This is a genomic window from Streptomyces sp. RLB3-17 (assembly GCF_007113425.2).
Taxonomy (GTDB): Bacteria; Actinomycetota; Actinomycetes; order Streptomycetales; family Streptomycetaceae; genus Streptomyces; species Streptomyces mirabilis_D.
The window spans coordinates 7,580,909-7,596,743 of record NZ_CP041610.2 but is presented as its reverse complement, the minus strand read 5'-3'; the positions used below and the strand labels follow the sequence as shown (position 1 = coordinate 7,596,743).

General features: G+C 69.3%; 13 protein-coding genes. 6 read left to right on the top strand and 7 right to left on the bottom strand.

Features of this window, described 5'->3' with window-relative positions; genetic code table 11:
* Position 1 precedes the first annotated feature (1 nt).
* Positions 2-847 (top strand): carbohydrate ABC transporter permease, encoded by an 846-nt coding sequence (locus FNV62_RS34500; RefSeq protein WP_143628138.1) that lies wholly within the window; start codon positions 2-4, stop codon positions 845-847.
* A 41-nt stretch (positions 848-888) separates the two neighbouring features.
* Here FNV62_RS34500 and FNV62_RS34495 read toward each other — a convergent pair whose 3' ends face one another.
* Positions 889-1,365, bottom strand: coding sequence for a GNAT family N-acetyltransferase (locus FNV62_RS34495; RefSeq protein WP_144315785.1), 477 nt, complete (start codon positions 1,363-1,365; stop codon positions 889-891).
* 304 nt (positions 1,366-1,669) lie between these two features.
* Between FNV62_RS34495 and FNV62_RS34490 the strand changes: the two genes are divergently transcribed.
* Positions 1,670-2,299, top strand: coding sequence for an XRE family transcriptional regulator (locus tag FNV62_RS34490; RefSeq protein WP_143652211.1), 630 nt, complete (start codon positions 1,670-1,672; stop codon positions 2,297-2,299).
* 72 nt (positions 2,300-2,371) lie between these two features.
* On the opposite strand, the gene FNV62_RS34485 is transcribed toward FNV62_RS34490, so the two are convergent.
* Positions 2,372-3,397, bottom strand: a complete 1,026-nt coding sequence (locus tag FNV62_RS34485) for an ATP-dependent 6-phosphofructokinase (RefSeq protein WP_097286272.1) — start codon at positions 3,395-3,397, stop codon at positions 2,372-2,374.
* A 218-nt stretch (positions 3,398-3,615) separates the two neighbouring features.
* On the opposite strand from FNV62_RS34485, the gene pta reads away from it, so the two are divergent.
* The 3 genes from pta to pyk all read left to right on the top strand — a co-directional run bounded on the left by pta (position 3,616) and on the right by pyk (position 8,502).
* Positions 3,616-5,694 (top strand): phosphate acetyltransferase, encoded by a 2,079-nt coding sequence (gene pta, locus FNV62_RS34480; protein ID WP_097286271.1) that lies wholly within the window; start codon positions 3,616-3,618, stop codon positions 5,692-5,694.
* A gap of 35 nt (positions 5,695-5,729) precedes the next feature.
* Positions 5,730-6,947, top strand: a complete 1,218-nt coding sequence (locus tag FNV62_RS34475; protein ID WP_143605655.1) for an acetate kinase — start codon at positions 5,730-5,732, stop codon at positions 6,945-6,947.
* A gap of 121 nt (positions 6,948-7,068) precedes the next feature.
* Positions 7,069-8,502 (top strand): pyruvate kinase, encoded by a 1,434-nt coding sequence (pyk, locus tag FNV62_RS34470; protein ID WP_054233178.1) that lies wholly within the window; start codon positions 7,069-7,071, stop codon positions 8,500-8,502.
* 191 nt (positions 8,503-8,693) lie between these two features.
* On the opposite strand, the gene FNV62_RS34465 is transcribed toward pyk, so the two are convergent.
* The 4 genes from FNV62_RS34465 to FNV62_RS34450 form a co-directional block, all read right to left on the bottom strand.
* On the bottom strand, positions 8,694-10,010 hold the full coding sequence (locus tag FNV62_RS34465; RefSeq protein WP_143602947.1) for a hypothetical protein: 1,317 nt from the start codon (positions 10,008-10,010) through the stop codon (positions 8,694-8,696).
* Positions 10,000-10,632: a DUF6114 domain-containing protein gene (locus FNV62_RS34460; protein WP_060900276.1), complete on the bottom strand. Its 633-nt coding sequence runs from the start codon at positions 10,630-10,632 to the stop codon at positions 10,000-10,002. The genes FNV62_RS34465 and FNV62_RS34460 overlap by 11 nt, the downstream gene beginning before the upstream one ends.
* Positions 10,633-10,752: 120 nt before the next feature.
* Positions 10,753-11,385 (bottom strand): DUF6230 family protein, encoded by a 633-nt coding sequence (locus FNV62_RS34455; protein WP_054233181.1) that lies wholly within the window; start codon positions 11,383-11,385, stop codon positions 10,753-10,755.
* A gap of 659 nt (positions 11,386-12,044) precedes the next feature.
* On the bottom strand, positions 12,045-13,022 hold the full coding sequence (locus FNV62_RS34450) for a tetratricopeptide repeat protein (RefSeq protein WP_143602946.1): 978 nt from the start codon (positions 13,020-13,022) through the stop codon (positions 12,045-12,047).
* Between the two features lie 278 nt (positions 13,023-13,300).
* Here FNV62_RS34450 and FNV62_RS34445 point away from each other — a divergent pair, with 278 nt between their 5' ends.
* Positions 13,301-13,927 (top strand): TetR/AcrR family transcriptional regulator, encoded by a 627-nt coding sequence (locus FNV62_RS34445; protein ID WP_054233183.1) that lies wholly within the window; start codon positions 13,301-13,303, stop codon positions 13,925-13,927.
* Between the two features lie 186 nt (positions 13,928-14,113).
* Here the strand turns inward: FNV62_RS34445 and FNV62_RS34440 are convergent, their stop codons facing one another.
* Entirely contained in the window at positions 14,114-15,814 is a 1,701-nt protein-coding gene (locus tag FNV62_RS34440; RefSeq protein ID WP_054233184.1) for a methylmalonyl-CoA mutase, read from the bottom strand.
* Between the last annotated feature and the right edge of the window lie 21 nt (positions 15,815-15,835).

Genomic DNA, 15,835 nt, shown 5'->3' with positions numbered 1-15,835 from the left:
GATGCCGGTCCGCAGGACACCGAGGTCCCGCCGCACCGGCCGCCGGCTGGCCGCCGACGCGGGCCTGCTGGTGGTGGCCGCCACCTTCGCCCTCCCGCTCGCCTGGGTGGTCCTGTCCGCCCTCGACCCGCACGCGGGCCTCAGGGTGCAGGTCCCGGACGGTCTCACGCTGGACAACTTCGACGCGGTCCTGAAACCGGACATCACCTACACACCGCTGCTCAACAGCCTGATCCTGTGCGGGGGCGGGACGCTGCTCACGGTGGTGTGCGCGGCGCTGGCCGCGTATCCGCTGTCGCGGTTCCGCTCGCGACTGAACCGTCCCTTCCTTCTGACGATCCTCTTCGCGACGTGCCTGCCGATCACGGCGATCATGGTCCCGGTGTACGCGTTGTTCGTACGGGTGAACCTCATCGACACCGTGCAGGGCACGATCTTCTTCTTCGCCGCGTCCCAACTCCCCTTCGCCATCTGGCTGATGAAGAACTTCATGGACGGCGTGCCGAAGGAACTGGAGGAGGCGGCGTGGACGGACGGGGCGTCGTCGCTCCAGTCCCTGGTACGGATCGTGCTGCCGCTGATGGGTCCGGGGGTGGCGGTGGTGACGGTCTTCTCGTTCGTGATGATGTGGGGGAACTTCTTCGTCCCGTTCATGCTCCTGCTGACACCGGACCAGATGCCGGCGTCCGTGAGCATCAACGACTTCTTCGGAAACCGGGGAACGGTGGTCTACGGACAGCTGGCCGCGTTCTCGGTCATCTACTCGACGCCGGTGATCCTGCTGTACGTACTGGTGGCCAGGCGATTGGGCGGGGGGTTCGCGCTGGGCGGCGCGGTCAAGGGGTGAGGGCCGGGCCTGCCCCTACCCGCCGAGGCCAAGGCCGAGGCCTACTCCTCCTCCCACTCCAGCACCCCCACCGTCTGCCCCCCGCTCGTCTCTCCGGTCAGCTTGAATCCCAGCCCGAGATAGAAGCCCTCCGGGCCGGTCTCACCGGGATGCCAGGTGACCGTGAGACGGGTGCCGCCGCGGCGCCTGATCTCGGCGGCCACGGCCTCGACCGCGAAGCGGCCGTACCCCCTGCCCTGCTCCCCGGCCGCGATGTTCAGACGCCACAGCCCGGAGCGGAGGTCCGTGCCCGACTCGCCTCCGTCCCAGTTGATGTCGAAGAAGGCCATCAGAAACCCGACGGTCCGCTCCCCGTCCACGATGAGGCGGGGCCCGGCGACACCGGGATACACATAGGCCTCGGCCAGCGACTTCACGACGGGCGCGACCAGGTGCTCCTGATCGGGGCGGACCTTCAGTCCGATCGCGGTGTCGAAATTGCCGGGGGTGATCTTCTCGAGGCGCGGTGCGGTCGTCATGTCTTCACCCTAGGTGACCGAATCAAACGATTTTTCGACGCACCCTCAGGGGCACGGGGAACCGCGCGACCAGCCATCACCCGCCCGCAGGCCGCATCCCGGCCCCGAACCCCTGGGAGGATCGAACAGGAAGGGGCGGTGAGGGCAGAGCCGTATGTTCGTACGATCCGTGATTGTGGCCGAACAGACCGTAGTCACCATCGCCGCGGCCCCATACTTTGTGCGCGTGCAGCGACCGCAGGCCCATCAGCCCACCCCGCCCTTCAACGCTCCGGCCGCCCGCAGACTGCGGGCTGCCCTCGGCATGGGCCCCGAACACGTCGCGTACGGGATGAGAGCCTCGTACGGGCTGCCGTACGTCACCCCCGACCTCGTCCTGGCCTGGGAGAGAGGGATGACCACCCCCAGCGGGCCCGAACTCACCGCGCTCGCGAGCGTGTTGTGGTGTTCGCCGGGTGAACTCATCGGCGCGCCGCGGACGTTGCGCGAGCACCGCGTGTCACGCGGGCTGGCCCAGGAGGACGTCGCCCGTACCGTCGGCCTCGAACTCCTCGCCTACCAGCGGATGGAGGAGGCCGACGAGTGGCGCGGCAACGACCGGCAGTCGGTCGTCCTCGCCGACACCCTCGAACTGTCGCTGCGGGACTTCATCACCGTCACGGGACGCGACGACAAGCTGGCCGAGCTGTTGCGCAGCGCGGTGACCACGCGCTGGCAGGCGTACGTCCGTCCGGTCGGGAAGATGATCCCGCTGGACCGGCGCCTCCTGGAGGACGTCCTCCAGGCGATGCACACGGAGTACCAGGGGCAGATGGTGGCCACGCTCAGCTGGAGCGGCGGATCGGCCGCCGCCGACGCCGACGACTCCGGCCGAGACTTCCTCGACCGGATCGTCGATCACTTCTGGGCGATGGTCCAGAGAACCACGTACTGAGTCCGCTCGAACCGAACCCGTGCGACCCCAGGCCGTACGACGACCCGGCCGTGCGACTCCAGGCCGTACGACCTAGAAGACCGACTCCGCCTCGTCCATCCGGTCCTTCGGCACCGTCTTCAGCTCCGTGACCGCCTCCGCCAGCGGCACCATCAGCACGTCCGTCCCCCGCAGCGCCGTCATCCGGCCGAATTCACCCCGGTGCGCCGCCTCCACCGCGTGCCAGCCGAACCGCGTGGCGAGCACCCGGTCGTACGCGGTCGGGGTGCCGCCCCGCTGCACATGGCCGAGGATGACCGGCTTGGCCTCCTTGCCCAGGCGCCGCTCCAGCTCGTACGCCAGCGCCGTACCGATGCCCTGGAAGCGCTCGTGGCCGAACTGGTCGATGGCGCCGTGGCCGTAGTCCATGGTGCCCTCGACGGGGTGGGCGCCCTCGGCGACGCAGATGACCGCGAACTTCTTGCCGCGGGCGAAACGCTCCTCGACCATCGCCATCACGTCGGACGGGTCGAAGGGACGCTCGGGCAGACAGATGCCGTGGGCGCCGGCCGCCATGCCGGACTCCAGGGCGATCCAGCCCGCGTGCCGGCCCATGACCTCGACGACCATCACGCGCTGGTGGGACTCGGCGGTGGTCTTCAGGCGGTCCATGGCCTCCGTGGCCACTCCCACCGCCGTGTCGAAGCCGAAGGTCCGGTCGGTCGACGAGATGTCGTTGTCGATCGTCTTGGGGACACCGACCACCGGCAGCCCCGCGTCCGACAGCATCCGGGCGGCCGTCAGCGTGCCCTCGCCGCCGATCGGGATCAGCACGTCGATGCCGAACTCGCGGGCCATGTCCTGCGCGTTCTCGCAGGCCTCGCGGAGCCGGTCGCGCTGCAGTCGCGAGGAGCCGAGAATCGTGCCGCCACGGGCGAGGATGCCGCTGACCGCGTTGAGGTCGAGGGTGCGGTAGCGGCCGTCGAGCAAGCCCGCGTAGCCGTCCTCGAAGCCGATGACCTCGTCCCCGAAATTGGTGACCGCTCGGTGCACGACCGACCGGATCACGGCGTTCAGGCCCGGGCAGTCGCCGCCTGCGGTGAGAACTCCGATACGCATCGTGCTGTGTCTCCTGCTCGCTGCTGGTACGTGTGAGCCGGTCCGATTGTTTCATGAGCCGAAGGCCACCGACGATTCCCTCCTTCCCACCAGGACGTTTGTCCTGGCGGGCGCCTTAGCTACCCTCAGAGGTATTGTCAAGAGGGTTCCGCTCACCCCAGTGGGCCATTTTTCCGAGCCCCGAAACCACCCAGCGCCGCAACGGATGGAGAGCACGCGTGACCCGCAGCGTCTACGTGACCGGGATCGACCGCGGCGACGGCCGCCAGGTCGTCGAGCTGGGGGTCATGGAGCTCCTGACTCGCCAGGTCGACCGGGTGGGCGTCTTCCGTCCACTCGTCCACGACGGCCCGGACCGGCTCTTCGAGCTGCTGCGTGCCCGCTACCGGCTGACCCAGGACCCGGCGAGCGTGTACGGAATGGACTACCACGAGGCGTCCACGCTCCAGGCCGAGCAGGGCGCGGACGAGCTGGTCTCCTCCCTCGTCGACCGCTTCCACCTCGTCGCCCGTGACTACGACGTCGTCCTCGTCCTGGGCACCGACTTCGCCGACACCCAGTTCCCGGACGAGCTGGCGCTGAACGCGCGGCTCGCGAACGAGTTCGGCGCCTCCGTGATCCCCGTGGTCGGCGGACGCGGGCAGACCGCCGAGTCCGTGCGCGCCGAGACGCGCAACGCCTACCGCGCGTACGACGGTCTGGGCTGCGACGTCCTCGCCATGGTCGTGAACCGGGTGGCCCCGGCCGACCGCGCCGACATCAGCGAGCGGATCGACCACCGTCTGCCCGTCCCCTGTTACGTGCTGCCAGACGAGCCCGCCCTCTCCGCGCCCACCGTCGCGCAGATCACCCACGCCCTCGGCGGCAAGGTGCTCCTCGGCGACGACGCGGGCCTCGCCCGGGACGCGCTCGACTTCGTCTTCGGCGGCGCCATGCTGCCGAACTTCCTGAACGCCCTGACCCCGGGATGCCTCGTGGTCACCCCGGGCGATCGCGCCGACCTGGTCGTCGGCTCGCTCGCCGCGCACAGCGCCGGCACCCCACCCATAGCCGGCGTGCTCCTGACCCTGAACGAACGGCCCAGCGACGAGGTCCTCACCCTCGCCGCCCGCCTCGCCCCCGGCACCCCGGTGATCTCGGTGGCCGGCAACTCCTTCCCCACCGCGGCCGAACTCTTCTCCCTGGAGGGGAAGTTGAACGCCGCCACCCCCCGCAAGGCGGAGACCGCCCTCGGCCTCTTCGAGCGGTACGTCGACACCAGCGATCTCCTCAGGCGCGTCTCCGCGCCGAGCAGCGACCGCGTCACCCCGATGATGTTCGAGCACAAGCTCCTCGAACAGGCCCGCTCCGACAAGCGCCGCGTCGTGCTCCCCGAGGGCACCGAGGCCCGCGTCCTGCACGCCGCGGAGGTGCTGCTGCGCCGGGGCGTGTGCGACCTGACGCTGCTCGGTCCGGTCGACCAGATCCGCAAGAAGGCCGCCGACCTCGGCATCGACCTGGGCGACAGCCAGCTGATCGACCCGGTCACCTCCGAGCTGCGCGAGCGCTTCGCCGAGAAGTACGCCGCCCTGCGCGCCCACAAGGGCGTCACCGTCGAGCTGGCCTACGACGTCGTCGCCGACGTGAACTACTTCGGGACGCTGATGGTGCAGGAGGGGCTCGCCGACGGCATGGTCTCCGGCTCCGTGCACTCCACCGCCGCGACCATCCGGCCCGCCTTCGAGATCATCAAGACCAAGCCGGACACCAAGATCGTCTCGTCCGTCTTCTTCATGTGCCTCGCCGACAAGGTCCTGGTCTACGGCGACTGCGCGGTGAACCCCGACCCGGACGCCGAGCAGCTCTGCGACATCGCCATCCAGTCGGCCGTCACGGCCGAACAGTTCGGCGTCGAACCCCGGATCGCGATGCTGTCGTACTCCACGGGGACGTCCGGTTCGGGCGCCGACGTCGACAAGGTGCGCGAGGCCACCGACCTGGTGCGGCTGCGCCGCGACGACCTGAAGATCGAGGGGCCGATCCAGTACGACGCCGCGGTCGAACCGACCGTCGCGGCGACCAAGCTGCCGGACTCGGAGGTCGCCGGGCAGGCGTCCGTGCTGATCTTCCCCGACCTGAACACCGGCAACAACACCTACAAGGCCGTACAGCGCTCGGCCGGCGCGATCGCCGTCGGCCCGGTCCTGCAGGGCCTGCGCAAGCCCGTCAACGACCTGTCCCGCGGGGCGCTGGTACAGGACATTGTCAACACGGTCGTGATCACGGCGATCCAGGCCCAGACTTCGAGCAGGGCATGACCACCACCAACCTCGACCCAGAAGGCACCCCCGCAGTGACCGCCACCCGCGTCCTCGTCCTCAACTCCGGCTCCTCGTCGGTGAAGTACCAGCTGCTCGACATGCGCGACAGCGGCCGTCTCGCCATGGGCCTCGTCGAGCGCATCGGCGAGGGCACCTCCCGGCTGAAGCACACGGCGCTCACCACGGGCGAGACCCGCGAGACGATCGGCCCCATCGCCGACCACGCCGCCGCGCTCAAGGCCGTCGCCGAGGAGCTGACCAGGGACGGCCTCGGCCTGGACTCCCCCGAGCTGGCCGCGATCGGCCACCGGGTGGTGCACGGCGGGCAGCAGTTCACCGCGCCCACGGTCATCGACGAGACCGTGCTCGCCGAGATCGAGCGGCTGATCCCGGTCGCCCCGCTGCACAACCCGGCGAACCTGATCGGTGTCCGTACGGCCCAGGCGCTGCGCCCCGACCTGCCCCAGGTCGCCGTCTTCGACACCGCCTTCCACACGACGATGCCGGAGTCGGCGGCGCGCTACGCGATCGACGTGAAGACCGCAGACGAGTACCGCATCCGGCGCTACGGCTTCCACGGCACCTCGCACGCGTATGTGTCCCGGGCGACGGCCGAGCTCCTGGGCAGGGCCCCCGAGGACGTGAACGTCATCGTGCTGCACCTCGGCAACGGCGCGTCCGCCTCCGCCGTCCGGGGCGGCCGTTGCGTGGACACCTCGATGGGGCTCACGCCGCTGGAGGGACTGGTCATGGGCACGCGGTCGGGCGACGTGGACCCCGCGGTCATCTTCCATTTGATGCGCGTTGGCGGGATGTCCACGGACGAGATCGACACTTTGCTGAACAAGAAGAGCGGCCTGATCGGTCTGTGCGGCGACAACGACATGCGGGAGATCCGTCGCCGTGTCGACGAGGGTGACGAGCAGGCGCGGCTCGCCTTCGACATCTACATCCACCGCCTGAAGAAGTACATCGGCGCCTACTACGCGGTACTGGGCCGGGTGGACGCGATCGCCTTCACCGCCGGAGTGGGCGAGAACGCCGCTCCGGTGCGCGAGGCCGCGGTGGCCGGTCTGGAGGAACTCGGCCTGGCGGTCGACGCCGACCTGAACGCGGCTCGAGGGGACGGGCCCAGACTCGTCTCCCCCGAGGGCGCACGGGTCGCGGTGGCCGTGGTGCCGACCGACGAGGAACTGGAGATCGCCACGCAGACCTACGCACTCGTGGGCGCGTCCCACGACCTCATTTGAGCGGCACCACGCCACCTCGAACGGGGGGGCAGGTGCCACCTCAGCTGAGCGGCAGCGCGCCCCTTTGTATCTTCCGCCAGACGGAATATTCCGTAGCGAAACAAACCGATAGGATCGCCCTATGCGCCGTTCGAAAATCGTCTGTACTCTCGGCCCCGCGGTCGACTCCCACGAGCAGCTCGTCGCGCTGATCGAAGCCGGCATGAACGTGGCCCGCTTCAACTTCAGCCACGGCACGCAGGCAGAGCACCAGAGCCGCTACGACCGGGTCCGGGCCGCCGCGGCCGAGACCGGCAGGGCCATCGGTGTCCTCGCCGACCTGCAGGGCCCGAAGATCCGTCTGGAGACCTTCGCCGAGGGACCCGTCGAGCTGGTGCGCGGTGACGAGTTCACCATCACCATCGAGGACGTGCCCGGCGACAAGCACATCTGCGGCACGACCTACAAGGGCCTGCCCGGTGACGTCTCCAAGGGCGACCCGATCCTCATCAACGACGGCAACGTCGAGCTGAAGGTCGTCGAGGTCGACGGTTCCCGCGTCAAGACGGTCGTCATCGAGGGCGGTGTGATCTCGGACCACAAGGGCATCAACCTGCCCGGCACGGCCGTGAACGTGCCGGCGCTGTCCGAGAAGGACGTCGAGGACCTGCGCTTCGCGCTGCGGATGGGCTGCGACATGGTCGCCCTGTCCTTCGTGCGTGACGCCAACGACGTGAACGACGTGCACAAGGTGATGGACGAGGAGGGCCGCCGGGTCCCCGTCATCGCCAAGGTCGAGAAGCCGCAGGCGGTCGAGAACATGGAGGCCGTCGTCGCGGCGTTCGACGCCGTCATGGTGGCCCGTGGCGACCTGGCCGTCGAGTACCCGCTCGAGAAGGTCCCGATGGTGCAGAAGCGCCTCGTGGAGCTGTGCCGGCGCAACGCCAAGCCGGTGATCGTCGCGACCCAGATGATGGAGTCGATGATCACCAACTCCCGGCCGACCCGCGCCGAGGCCTCCGACGTCGCCAACGCGATCCTCGACGGCGCCGACGCGGTCATGCTCTCGGCCGAATCGAGCGTGGGCGCGTACCCGATCGAGACGGTCAAGACGATGTCGAAGATCGTCGTGGCGGCGGAGGAAGAGCTCCTCTCCAAGGGTCTGCAGCCCCTGGTCCCCGGCAAGAAGCCGCGCACGCAGGGTGGTTCGGTCGCCCGTGCCGCCTGCGAGATCGCCGACTTCCTCGGTGGCAAGGGCCTGGTCGCCTTCACCAAGTCCGGTGACACCGCCCGCCGGCTCTCCCGCTATCGCGCGGCCCAGCCGATCCTGGCCTTCACCACCGACGAGGGCACCCGCAACCAGCTCGCGCTGAGCTGGGGCGTCGAGTCGCACGTCGTGCCGTTCGTGAAGAGCACCGACGAGATGGTCGACCTCGTCGACCACGAGCTCCAGAAGCTCAAGCGGTTCAACGACGGCGACATCGTCGTGATGACCGCCGGCTCGCCCCCCGGCGTCCCCGGCACCACCAACATGGTCCGGGTGCACCACCTGGGCGAGAGCGGTCGCACCGCCTGACCCGCGGCCCCCGTACGCCACTGAGGGCGCCTCCTGTGACAGGGGGCGCCCTCGGTGTTCGATGCTGCGCACAGGCGTTCACGGCAGCTCGCCGGCCAACCGCGACTGTGGCCCGGCCCTCCGCGTGAGCGGAGGAACCGGGCCACAGTCCTGTGTGCGGCTCCCGAACGGGTCTTGGTCGCGACCGGCCGTCAGCCGGTCACGTACTGGTGCAGCCCGGGGATGGTCAGCGTGCCGCCGAACTGACCGGCCTGGACGACCTTCACCTTGGTGAAGTAGATCAGCGGTATGTTCAGCGGCGGCGGGTTGTCCGGGCTGAACGTGATCGGGATCAGGCCGAGCAGGTTGCCGGAGATGCTTTCGGTGTACATCACCGTCTTGCCGTCACGGATGGTGGACGTCGTACCGCTGCCGGCCTGCACGTGGTACGTCTTGCCGGACTGCTTGTCGTTCACCGTCTGGTGCAGGTCGCCGATGTCGGTGCCGTCGGAGATGACGTACTTCAGGACCTTCTTGACAGTGCCGTTGGCGGTCTTCACCTTCACGATGCCCTGGTAGTCCGCGCCCTTGAGGAGCAGCGAACTGGCGTTCAGGTACCAGGGGTCGTCGGGCAGGGTCACCGGGTTGTCGACGCCGCCCTCGGCGTCGGTGGCGACCGGGCAGTCCGCCGCGTTGGTGGTGGAGCTCGCGGACGGGCTGGGCGAGGTGACCGCGCCGGTCGCGTCCTTGACCGCCTTGGTGGTGTCCTCGGCCGCCTTCGTCGCCGCGTCGGTCGTGTCCTTCACGGTGTTCTTGACCGTGTCGGCGACCTTGCCGGTGGTGTCCTTGAGCGTGCCGGACGTGGTCGTGTCGCCGGTGCCCTTGGTCGCGCTCGCCGAGGCGGACGCGGAGGCCGACGGCGTGGGGCTCGCGGTGGCGCTCGCCGTGGAGCCGCTGCCGCCGGTGAAGATGCCCGTGATCGCGTCGCCGATGGTGCCCAGCAGGTCGCCCCCGCTGCTCGCGGAGGCCGACGGGGTCGCCGTCGAAGCGCTGCCACCGCCACTGCTCTGCGCCGACTTGCTCGCGGACGGCGTCGGCGTGGACCCGGCCTTGTCGTCGGAACCTGAATCCGACGAAGAGGTCTTGTCCGGCGACGAGGGCGTGCTCGCCGAGGGCGTCGGATCCGGCTTGTCGGCGGACGCGGAGGCGCTCGGCGAGGAAGAGGAGGAGGCCGAAGCGGAGGGAGTCGGGCTGGCCGACGTGTCCTTGCCGTTCACAGCCTCGACGCACTTCTGGTACTCGTCGGCGGTCAGGCTCTTGGCGGGCGAGTGGTCGTCGGCCCGGGCGAGTGTCGGCGTGAACCCCATCCCCATGAGAACCGCGGTCGGCATCGCCGCGATGGCGACGGCCTTGCCCGCGGGCACATGGAACCTGGTGAACAGCGGCTTCCTCGGGGCCGCGTGGCGCGGCCCGGTTCTCACCCGGGACTCGTCCACCTCGGTCCCGCGGGTCACCTCGTCAGCCGGCACTGTGCCTCCCGTTCGCCCCGTGAGCGGAGCTCATTCCTGACAGGTCCCTCGGCTCGCCCGACTCGTCGGCGACCGCGGGGCCCGCGCTGTCGGCACCGTGCTGGAGGCCCGTGGACTCCGGGCTCTGCGGCAGGTGCGGGGTATTCGGGGTGTTCGGGGTGGTGTCGGGGGCGCCCGGGGCGCCGCCCTCGCTCTTGTGCGCCGGCGCGCGCTGCTCCTCGCCGGGCTCTCCAGGAACCCAGGAGACCGCCATCGCACCGCCGGTCATGGCGAAGAGGAAGCCGATGAGGAAGCCACCGAGGTTGGACACCGGGATGGAGACCAGCGCGAGCAGGATCGCCGCGACCCCGGCGAAGGTCCGTACGTGCTTCTGGAACCAGAGACTGATGCCCAGGACCCAGAGCAGCACGCCGATGATCAGGGAGCCTGCGCCAGCGGTGGTGGACATCGCCAGCGTCAGATGGCCGATCTGAAGGTTCGCGTACGGGAAGTAGGCGATGGGGAAGCCGCCGAGCAGGATGAACAAGCCGGCCCAGAACGGGCGATCGCCCCTCCAGGTACGGAAGTTCCGCCGGAAGACTTGGAGATAGTGCTCGCTCTGCCCGGGTGACTCGGCGCTCATGGAAACGGCTCCCTGGAACGGCTTTACTGTGTGGCGTACGCGCTTGAGTAGTTCACGTACTGCGGGAAAAGGTGGGGCGGGCGGGGCAGCTGCCGGCTCCCCCGCCCGCCCCTGGAGTGCCTAGTAGCACTCCTTGACGCCCTTGGACAGCGACATCTTCAGGCCGCTGAGCTTGAACGTACCGGCGGTGGTCGCCCACGCCGTCTGCTTCACATCGGTAAGGTCGGCCGAATCGGCCTGCTGGGCGAATCCGTACGGGTTCGCCTGGTCACCCTTGGCAATGCCCGGACCCTTGCTGGCGTCCTTGGCCGCAACACCGATGTCGATGTTGTGGAACGTCGCGTCAGCCTGCAGGTCCTCGACGTCGATGTACAGGTTTTCGGCCTGGACCGGCGTGCCACCGCCGCCCGCCTTCAGGACCAGACTGACCGATCCGAGCAGCGGGATGTTCGGGGTGACCACGGACTGGCACATGTTGGTGATCGACGCGGACTTGAACGCCGAGACCGCGACGGGGTGAGCCGTCTTCTGGCCGTCGAGGGTGTACCCCGAGTCGATGGCTCCGTACTGCGAGAAGCCTTCTCCGTGGAGCGAGTCCGCCGTCACCTTGAACGACTGACCCGACACGCTGAACGACGCGGCGAGAGCGCCCTGCGCGAGGGCGACACCTATCGCTGCCGTGGCGGCCACGCTGGGCACCATCACGACCGCGAACCGCTTCCATCTGGTCCCGCCACGCACCTGGGACTCCATATTTCCTCCTTCTCGGACGTACATCTCCTGGCCCTGACTGACCCAATGTCGGCGGCTCAGCCGGGCAGGGATGGGAGAAGTGCTACGTCCTCGGGAAGGAGAGCGCCCGTACTCGTCGAGTGCCAACTGCGCCCGACATCACCGGCGATCACCCCCGAGCGACAACCACTGGTCGCGCCTGACACGCATCACGCACAACCTGCTGGACAGGCTCCGCCGAACGGCAGAGACCCCCCTGTCCAAGGGCCGGCGCCACTGCCGCCGCCCCTACTCGGTGGGGACCCAGAAAACCCCTTGACCCGATTGGCTGTCGGGGTAGGGGGAATGGACCGAGCGTCGCCGATCGTGGTGCATTCTGGCCGCCCGCACAAGGGGGTTCGTTACTGGCTAGTAACGGCCGGATAACCGAACAACGACCCGGCGGTATCGGTCGGCGACTCTGGGTGGCACCAAGGGGGACGCCAAAACAGTTGATCCTCGGACAGAATCCGACAGATCAACGCCCCTGACTTACTCCCAGTAACAGCGGCCGCGTTTACCAAGTTTTGGTAAAGCGCGGCCACCTGCCGCTCTCTCGGCAAATCTTTCACCTGGGCATCACACGCCCCGGCGTTTAGGAACAGGTCAGCACACCGGGCGGAGCCCGGTCCGGGAGCCGATCAGAACAGCGCCCGCGCCAGCGCCCGGCGCGCCGCGATCACCCGCGGATCGTCGCCGCCCACGACCTCGAAGAGCTCCAACAGCCTCAGCCGTACGGCATCCCGGTCGTCGCCCGCCGTGCGCTGCACCGTGTCGATGAGCCGCCCGAGCGCGTCTTCGACGTGCCCGCCCACCAGGTCGAGGTCCGCGGCCGCGATCTGCGCCGATACGTCCTTGGGCTTCTCGGCGGCGTCCTTGCGCACCTGGAGCGGGTCGGCGCCCTGCACGCGCTGCAGCAACTCGGCCTGCGCGAGGCCGAGCTTGGCCTCCGTGTTGCCGGGGTCGTCGCTCAGCACGTTCTTGTACGCCTGTACGGCACCGCCGAAGTCACCCGCGTCCAGGGCCTGCACAGCGGCCTCCAGGAGCGCGTCGTAGGGCCCTGCCGGCACCTCGTGCACCGCCGGGGCGCTGTCGGGCTCGGCGTCGGGGTCGACCGTCAGGCCGGTCAGGCCGAAGCGCTGCTCGGCGACCTCGACGAGCTGGTCCAGGGTCCCGCGGATCTGCGCCTCTCCGGCCGCACCCTGGAAGAGCGGCAGTGCCTGCCCCGCCACGACGGCGAACACGGCCGGGATCCCCTGGATCCCGAACTGCTGCATCAACATCTGGTTGGCGTCGACGTCGATCTTGGCAAGGACGAAGCGTCCATTGTACTCGACGGCCAGCCGTTCGAGTACCGGGCTCAACTGCTTACAGGGCTCGCACCACTCGGCCCAGAAGTCGATGACGACCGGAACCTCGGTGGACCGCTGAAGGACATCTCGCTCGAATCCCGCCTCGTCGACATCGATGACGAGGCCGGCGGGAGACACGGCCCCGCCTCCGCCGCCCTCCCTGGCCGCTTCGGCGCGCGCCTGCTCCGCCTTCGCCTTGGCCTCCTGGGCCGCCTTCACCGCGGCGAGGTCGACGACTCCGCTCATGGACATGTTCCGTGGCTGCATGAGTACATCCTCCCCCTTCCTCGCGCACGTGTGAAAAGCGCTGTGAAAGCCGGGCCGCTTTACGACGCGACCCGACTCGATCCGTGCTGTCGGGCGCCGGGTCCCCACCTGGCGCCCATGGTTGTCGCCCGTCCACGAGTCACCGCGTACGAGCTTTCGCTACGGCTCGTAGCGTAACTGTCCCGCTGCCCCCCTGTCCGCCATACCCCGGTGATCTCCCTCACGACTTCACACAACCGCCTGATTTGGCCGGCCGGGGCGGCGGATAAGGTCCTGACATGCAGAGTCGCGCCACCACCCCCCGCACGGGACGCCCGCGCAGCGCTGCCGCGGACGCCGCGATCCTGCAGGCGACGCGGGCGGCGCTGGTCGAACTGGGCTGGTCCAAACTGACGTTGGGGGACGTGGCGACGCGGGCCGGGGTCGCCAAGACGACCCTCTACCGTCGCTGGGCGGGCAAGAACGAGCTCGTGGTCGACGCGGTGGCCGTCCTCTTCGACGAACTGGAACTCCCCGACCGCGGGAGCCTGGCCGCCGACATCGAGGGCGTGGTGCTTCAGTTCGCGGCGCTCCTGAACCGGCCCGAGACCGCGACGGCCCTGATGGCGGTGGTGGCCGAGTCGACCCGCGACGAGCCGCTGCGCGAACGCATCCGCACGTCCATCGTCGACCGCCAGAAACGGCTCGTCGTGGAGGGGCGGGCCCGGGCCACCGCGCGCGGCGAACTCCCTCCGGAGTCCGACCCCGAGGTCGCCGCGCGTACGGCGGACCTCATCTTCGACGTGGTCGCGGGGGCGGTGGTGCATCGTACACTGGTCAGCGCGGAGCCCGCGGACGAGGAGTGGGTCCGCGCGTTCACCCAGGTCCTCCTCCTGGGCCTGACGGGCACGCCTCCCACCCCCTGAGCTGCCTCGCCCTCGACTCACACTCAAACGACGGGCGAGTCGGGGTAGGTGGGGCGCGGTGAGTGGCCTCGCCATCGAACACCGGGCGGCCCGAGGCTCCCAGGGGCGCGGGGAACTGCGCGGCCGGCCCCCACCCGCCCGCGGTCGAAGAAGGGTGCCCGGGGTCCGGGGTGGAGCCCCAGGGGGTCAGAAGCCCGCCGGTTCCGTGTACACCCCCCACTCGTCCCGGAGCACGTCACAGATCTCGCCGAGCGTGGCCTCGGCCCGCACCGCCTCCAGCATGGGCACGATCATGTTCGACCCGTCCCGCGCGGCGGCGAGCATCGCGTCCAGCGAGGCCCGTACGCGCGCGTCGTCGCGCCCACCGCGCCGCACCCCCAACTCCCGTACCTGCTCCCGCTCCACTTCGTGACTGACGCGCAGGATCTCCAGATCCCCGGTCACGGAACCGTGATGGACGTTCACGCCCACCACCCGCTTGTCACCCTTCTCCAACGCCCGCTGGTACTGGAACGCCGACTCGGCGATCTCCCCGGTGAACCAGCCGTCCTCGATCCCCCGAAGGATGCCGGAGGTGATGGGACCGATCGGGTGCTGCCCGTCGGGATGCGCCCGCAGCCCCCGCTCCCTGATCTGCTCGAAGATCTTCTCCGCGTCGGCCTCGATCCGGTCGGTGAGCTGCTCGACGTACCAGGAACCGCCCAGCGGGTCGGCGACGTTGGCGACGCCTGTCTCCTCCATCAGCACCTGCTGCGTCCGCAGGGCGATCTCGGCGGCCTGCTCGGACGGCAGCGCGAGCGTCTCGTCCAGCGCGTTGGTGTGAAGGGAGTTCGTGCCGCCCAGAACGGCCGCGAGCGCCTCCACCGCCGTACGGACGACGTTGTTGTACGGCTGCTGCGCCGTCAGCGAGACACCCGCGGTCTGCGTGTGGAAGCGCAGCCACTGCGCCTTGTCCGACTTCGCCCCGTACACGTCCCGCATCCACCGCGCCCAGATCCGCCGCGCCGCCCGGAACTTGGCGATCTCCTCGAAGAAGTCGAGGTGCGCGTCGAAGAAGAAGGAGAGGCCGGGGGCGAAGACGTCCACGTCGAGGCCGCGCGAGAGCCCCAGCTCGACGTAGCCGAACCCGTCCGCCAGCGTGTACGCCAGCTCCTGCGCGGCCGTGGAGCCGGCTTCCCGGATGTGGTAGCCGGAGACGGACAGTGGCTTGTACGCGGGGATCTTCGCGGCGCAGTGCTCCATCAGGTCGCCGATGAGGCGCAGGTGCGGCTCGGGCTGGAAGAGCCACTCCTTCTGGGCGATGTACTCCTTGAAGATGTCGGTCTGGAGGGTGCCGTTCAGGACCGACGGGTCGATCCCCTGCCGTTCCGCCGCGACCAGGTACATGCAGAAGACGGGTACGGCCGGTCCGCTGATCGTCATCGACGTCGTGACGTCACCCAGCGGGATGTCCTTGAACAGGACCTCCATGTCGGCCGCCGAGTCGATCGCGACCCCGCAGTGCCCGACCTCGCCGAGGGAGCGCGGATCGTCGGAGTCGCGCCCCATGAGCGTCGGCATGTCGAAGGCGACCGACAGTCCTCCGCCGCCCGCGGCGAGGATCATCTTGTAGCGCTCGTTCGTCTGCTCCGCGTTCCCGAACCCGGCGAACTGGCGGATCGTCCACGTACGCCCTCGGTAGCCGGTCGGGTACAGGCCGCGGGTGAAGGGGTACTCGCCGGGCCAGCCGATCCGCTCGAAGCCGTCGTACCTGTCCCCCGGCCGTGGCCCGTACACCGGCTCCACCGGGTCCCCGGAGAGCGTGGTGAAGTCGGCCTCACGCTTGCGCGAGGTGTCGTACCGGGCCTGCCAGCGTCGGCGGCCCTCTTCGATGGCGTCAGCGTCCATGCTTCGAATTTACTAGGACGT

What these genes read in the sequence shown, in the direction of transcription:
- FNV62_RS34500 (WP_143628138.1), top strand. Translation starts at nt 2, where the DNA reads ATGCCGGTCCGCAGGACACCGAGGTCCCGCCGCACCGGCCGCCGGCTG.
- FNV62_RS34485 (WP_097286272.1), bottom strand. Translation starts at nt 3,397, where the DNA reads ATGCGTATCGGAGTTCTCACCGCAGGCGGCGACTGCCCGGGCCTGAAC.
- FNV62_RS34445 (WP_054233183.1), top strand. Translation starts at nt 13,301, where the DNA reads ATGCAGAGTCGCGCCACCACCCCCCGCACGGGACGCCCGCGCAGCGCT.
- FNV62_RS34440 (WP_054233184.1), bottom strand. Translation starts at nt 15,814, where the DNA reads ATGGACGCTGACGCCATCGAAGAGGGCCGCCGACGCTGGCAGGCCCGG.
- FNV62_RS34495 (WP_144315785.1), bottom strand. Translation starts at nt 1,365, where the DNA reads ATGACGACCGCACCGCGCCTCGAGAAGATCACCCCCGGCAATTTCGAC.
- FNV62_RS34455 (WP_054233181.1), bottom strand. Translation starts at nt 11,385, where the DNA reads ATGGAGTCCCAGGTGCGTGGCGGGACCAGATGGAAGCGGTTCGCGGTC.
- FNV62_RS34490 (WP_143652211.1), top strand. Translation starts at nt 1,670, where the DNA reads ATGGGCCCCGAACACGTCGCGTACGGGATGAGAGCCTCGTACGGGCTG.
- FNV62_RS34450 (WP_143602946.1), bottom strand. Translation starts at nt 13,022, where the DNA reads ATGCAGCCACGGAACATGTCCATGAGCGGAGTCGTCGACCTCGCCGCG.
- pyk (WP_054233178.1), top strand. Translation starts at nt 7,069, where the DNA reads ATGCGCCGTTCGAAAATCGTCTGTACTCTCGGCCCCGCGGTCGACTCC.
- FNV62_RS34460 (WP_060900276.1), bottom strand. Translation starts at nt 10,632, where the DNA reads ATGAGCGCCGAGTCACCCGGGCAGAGCGAGCACTATCTCCAAGTCTTC.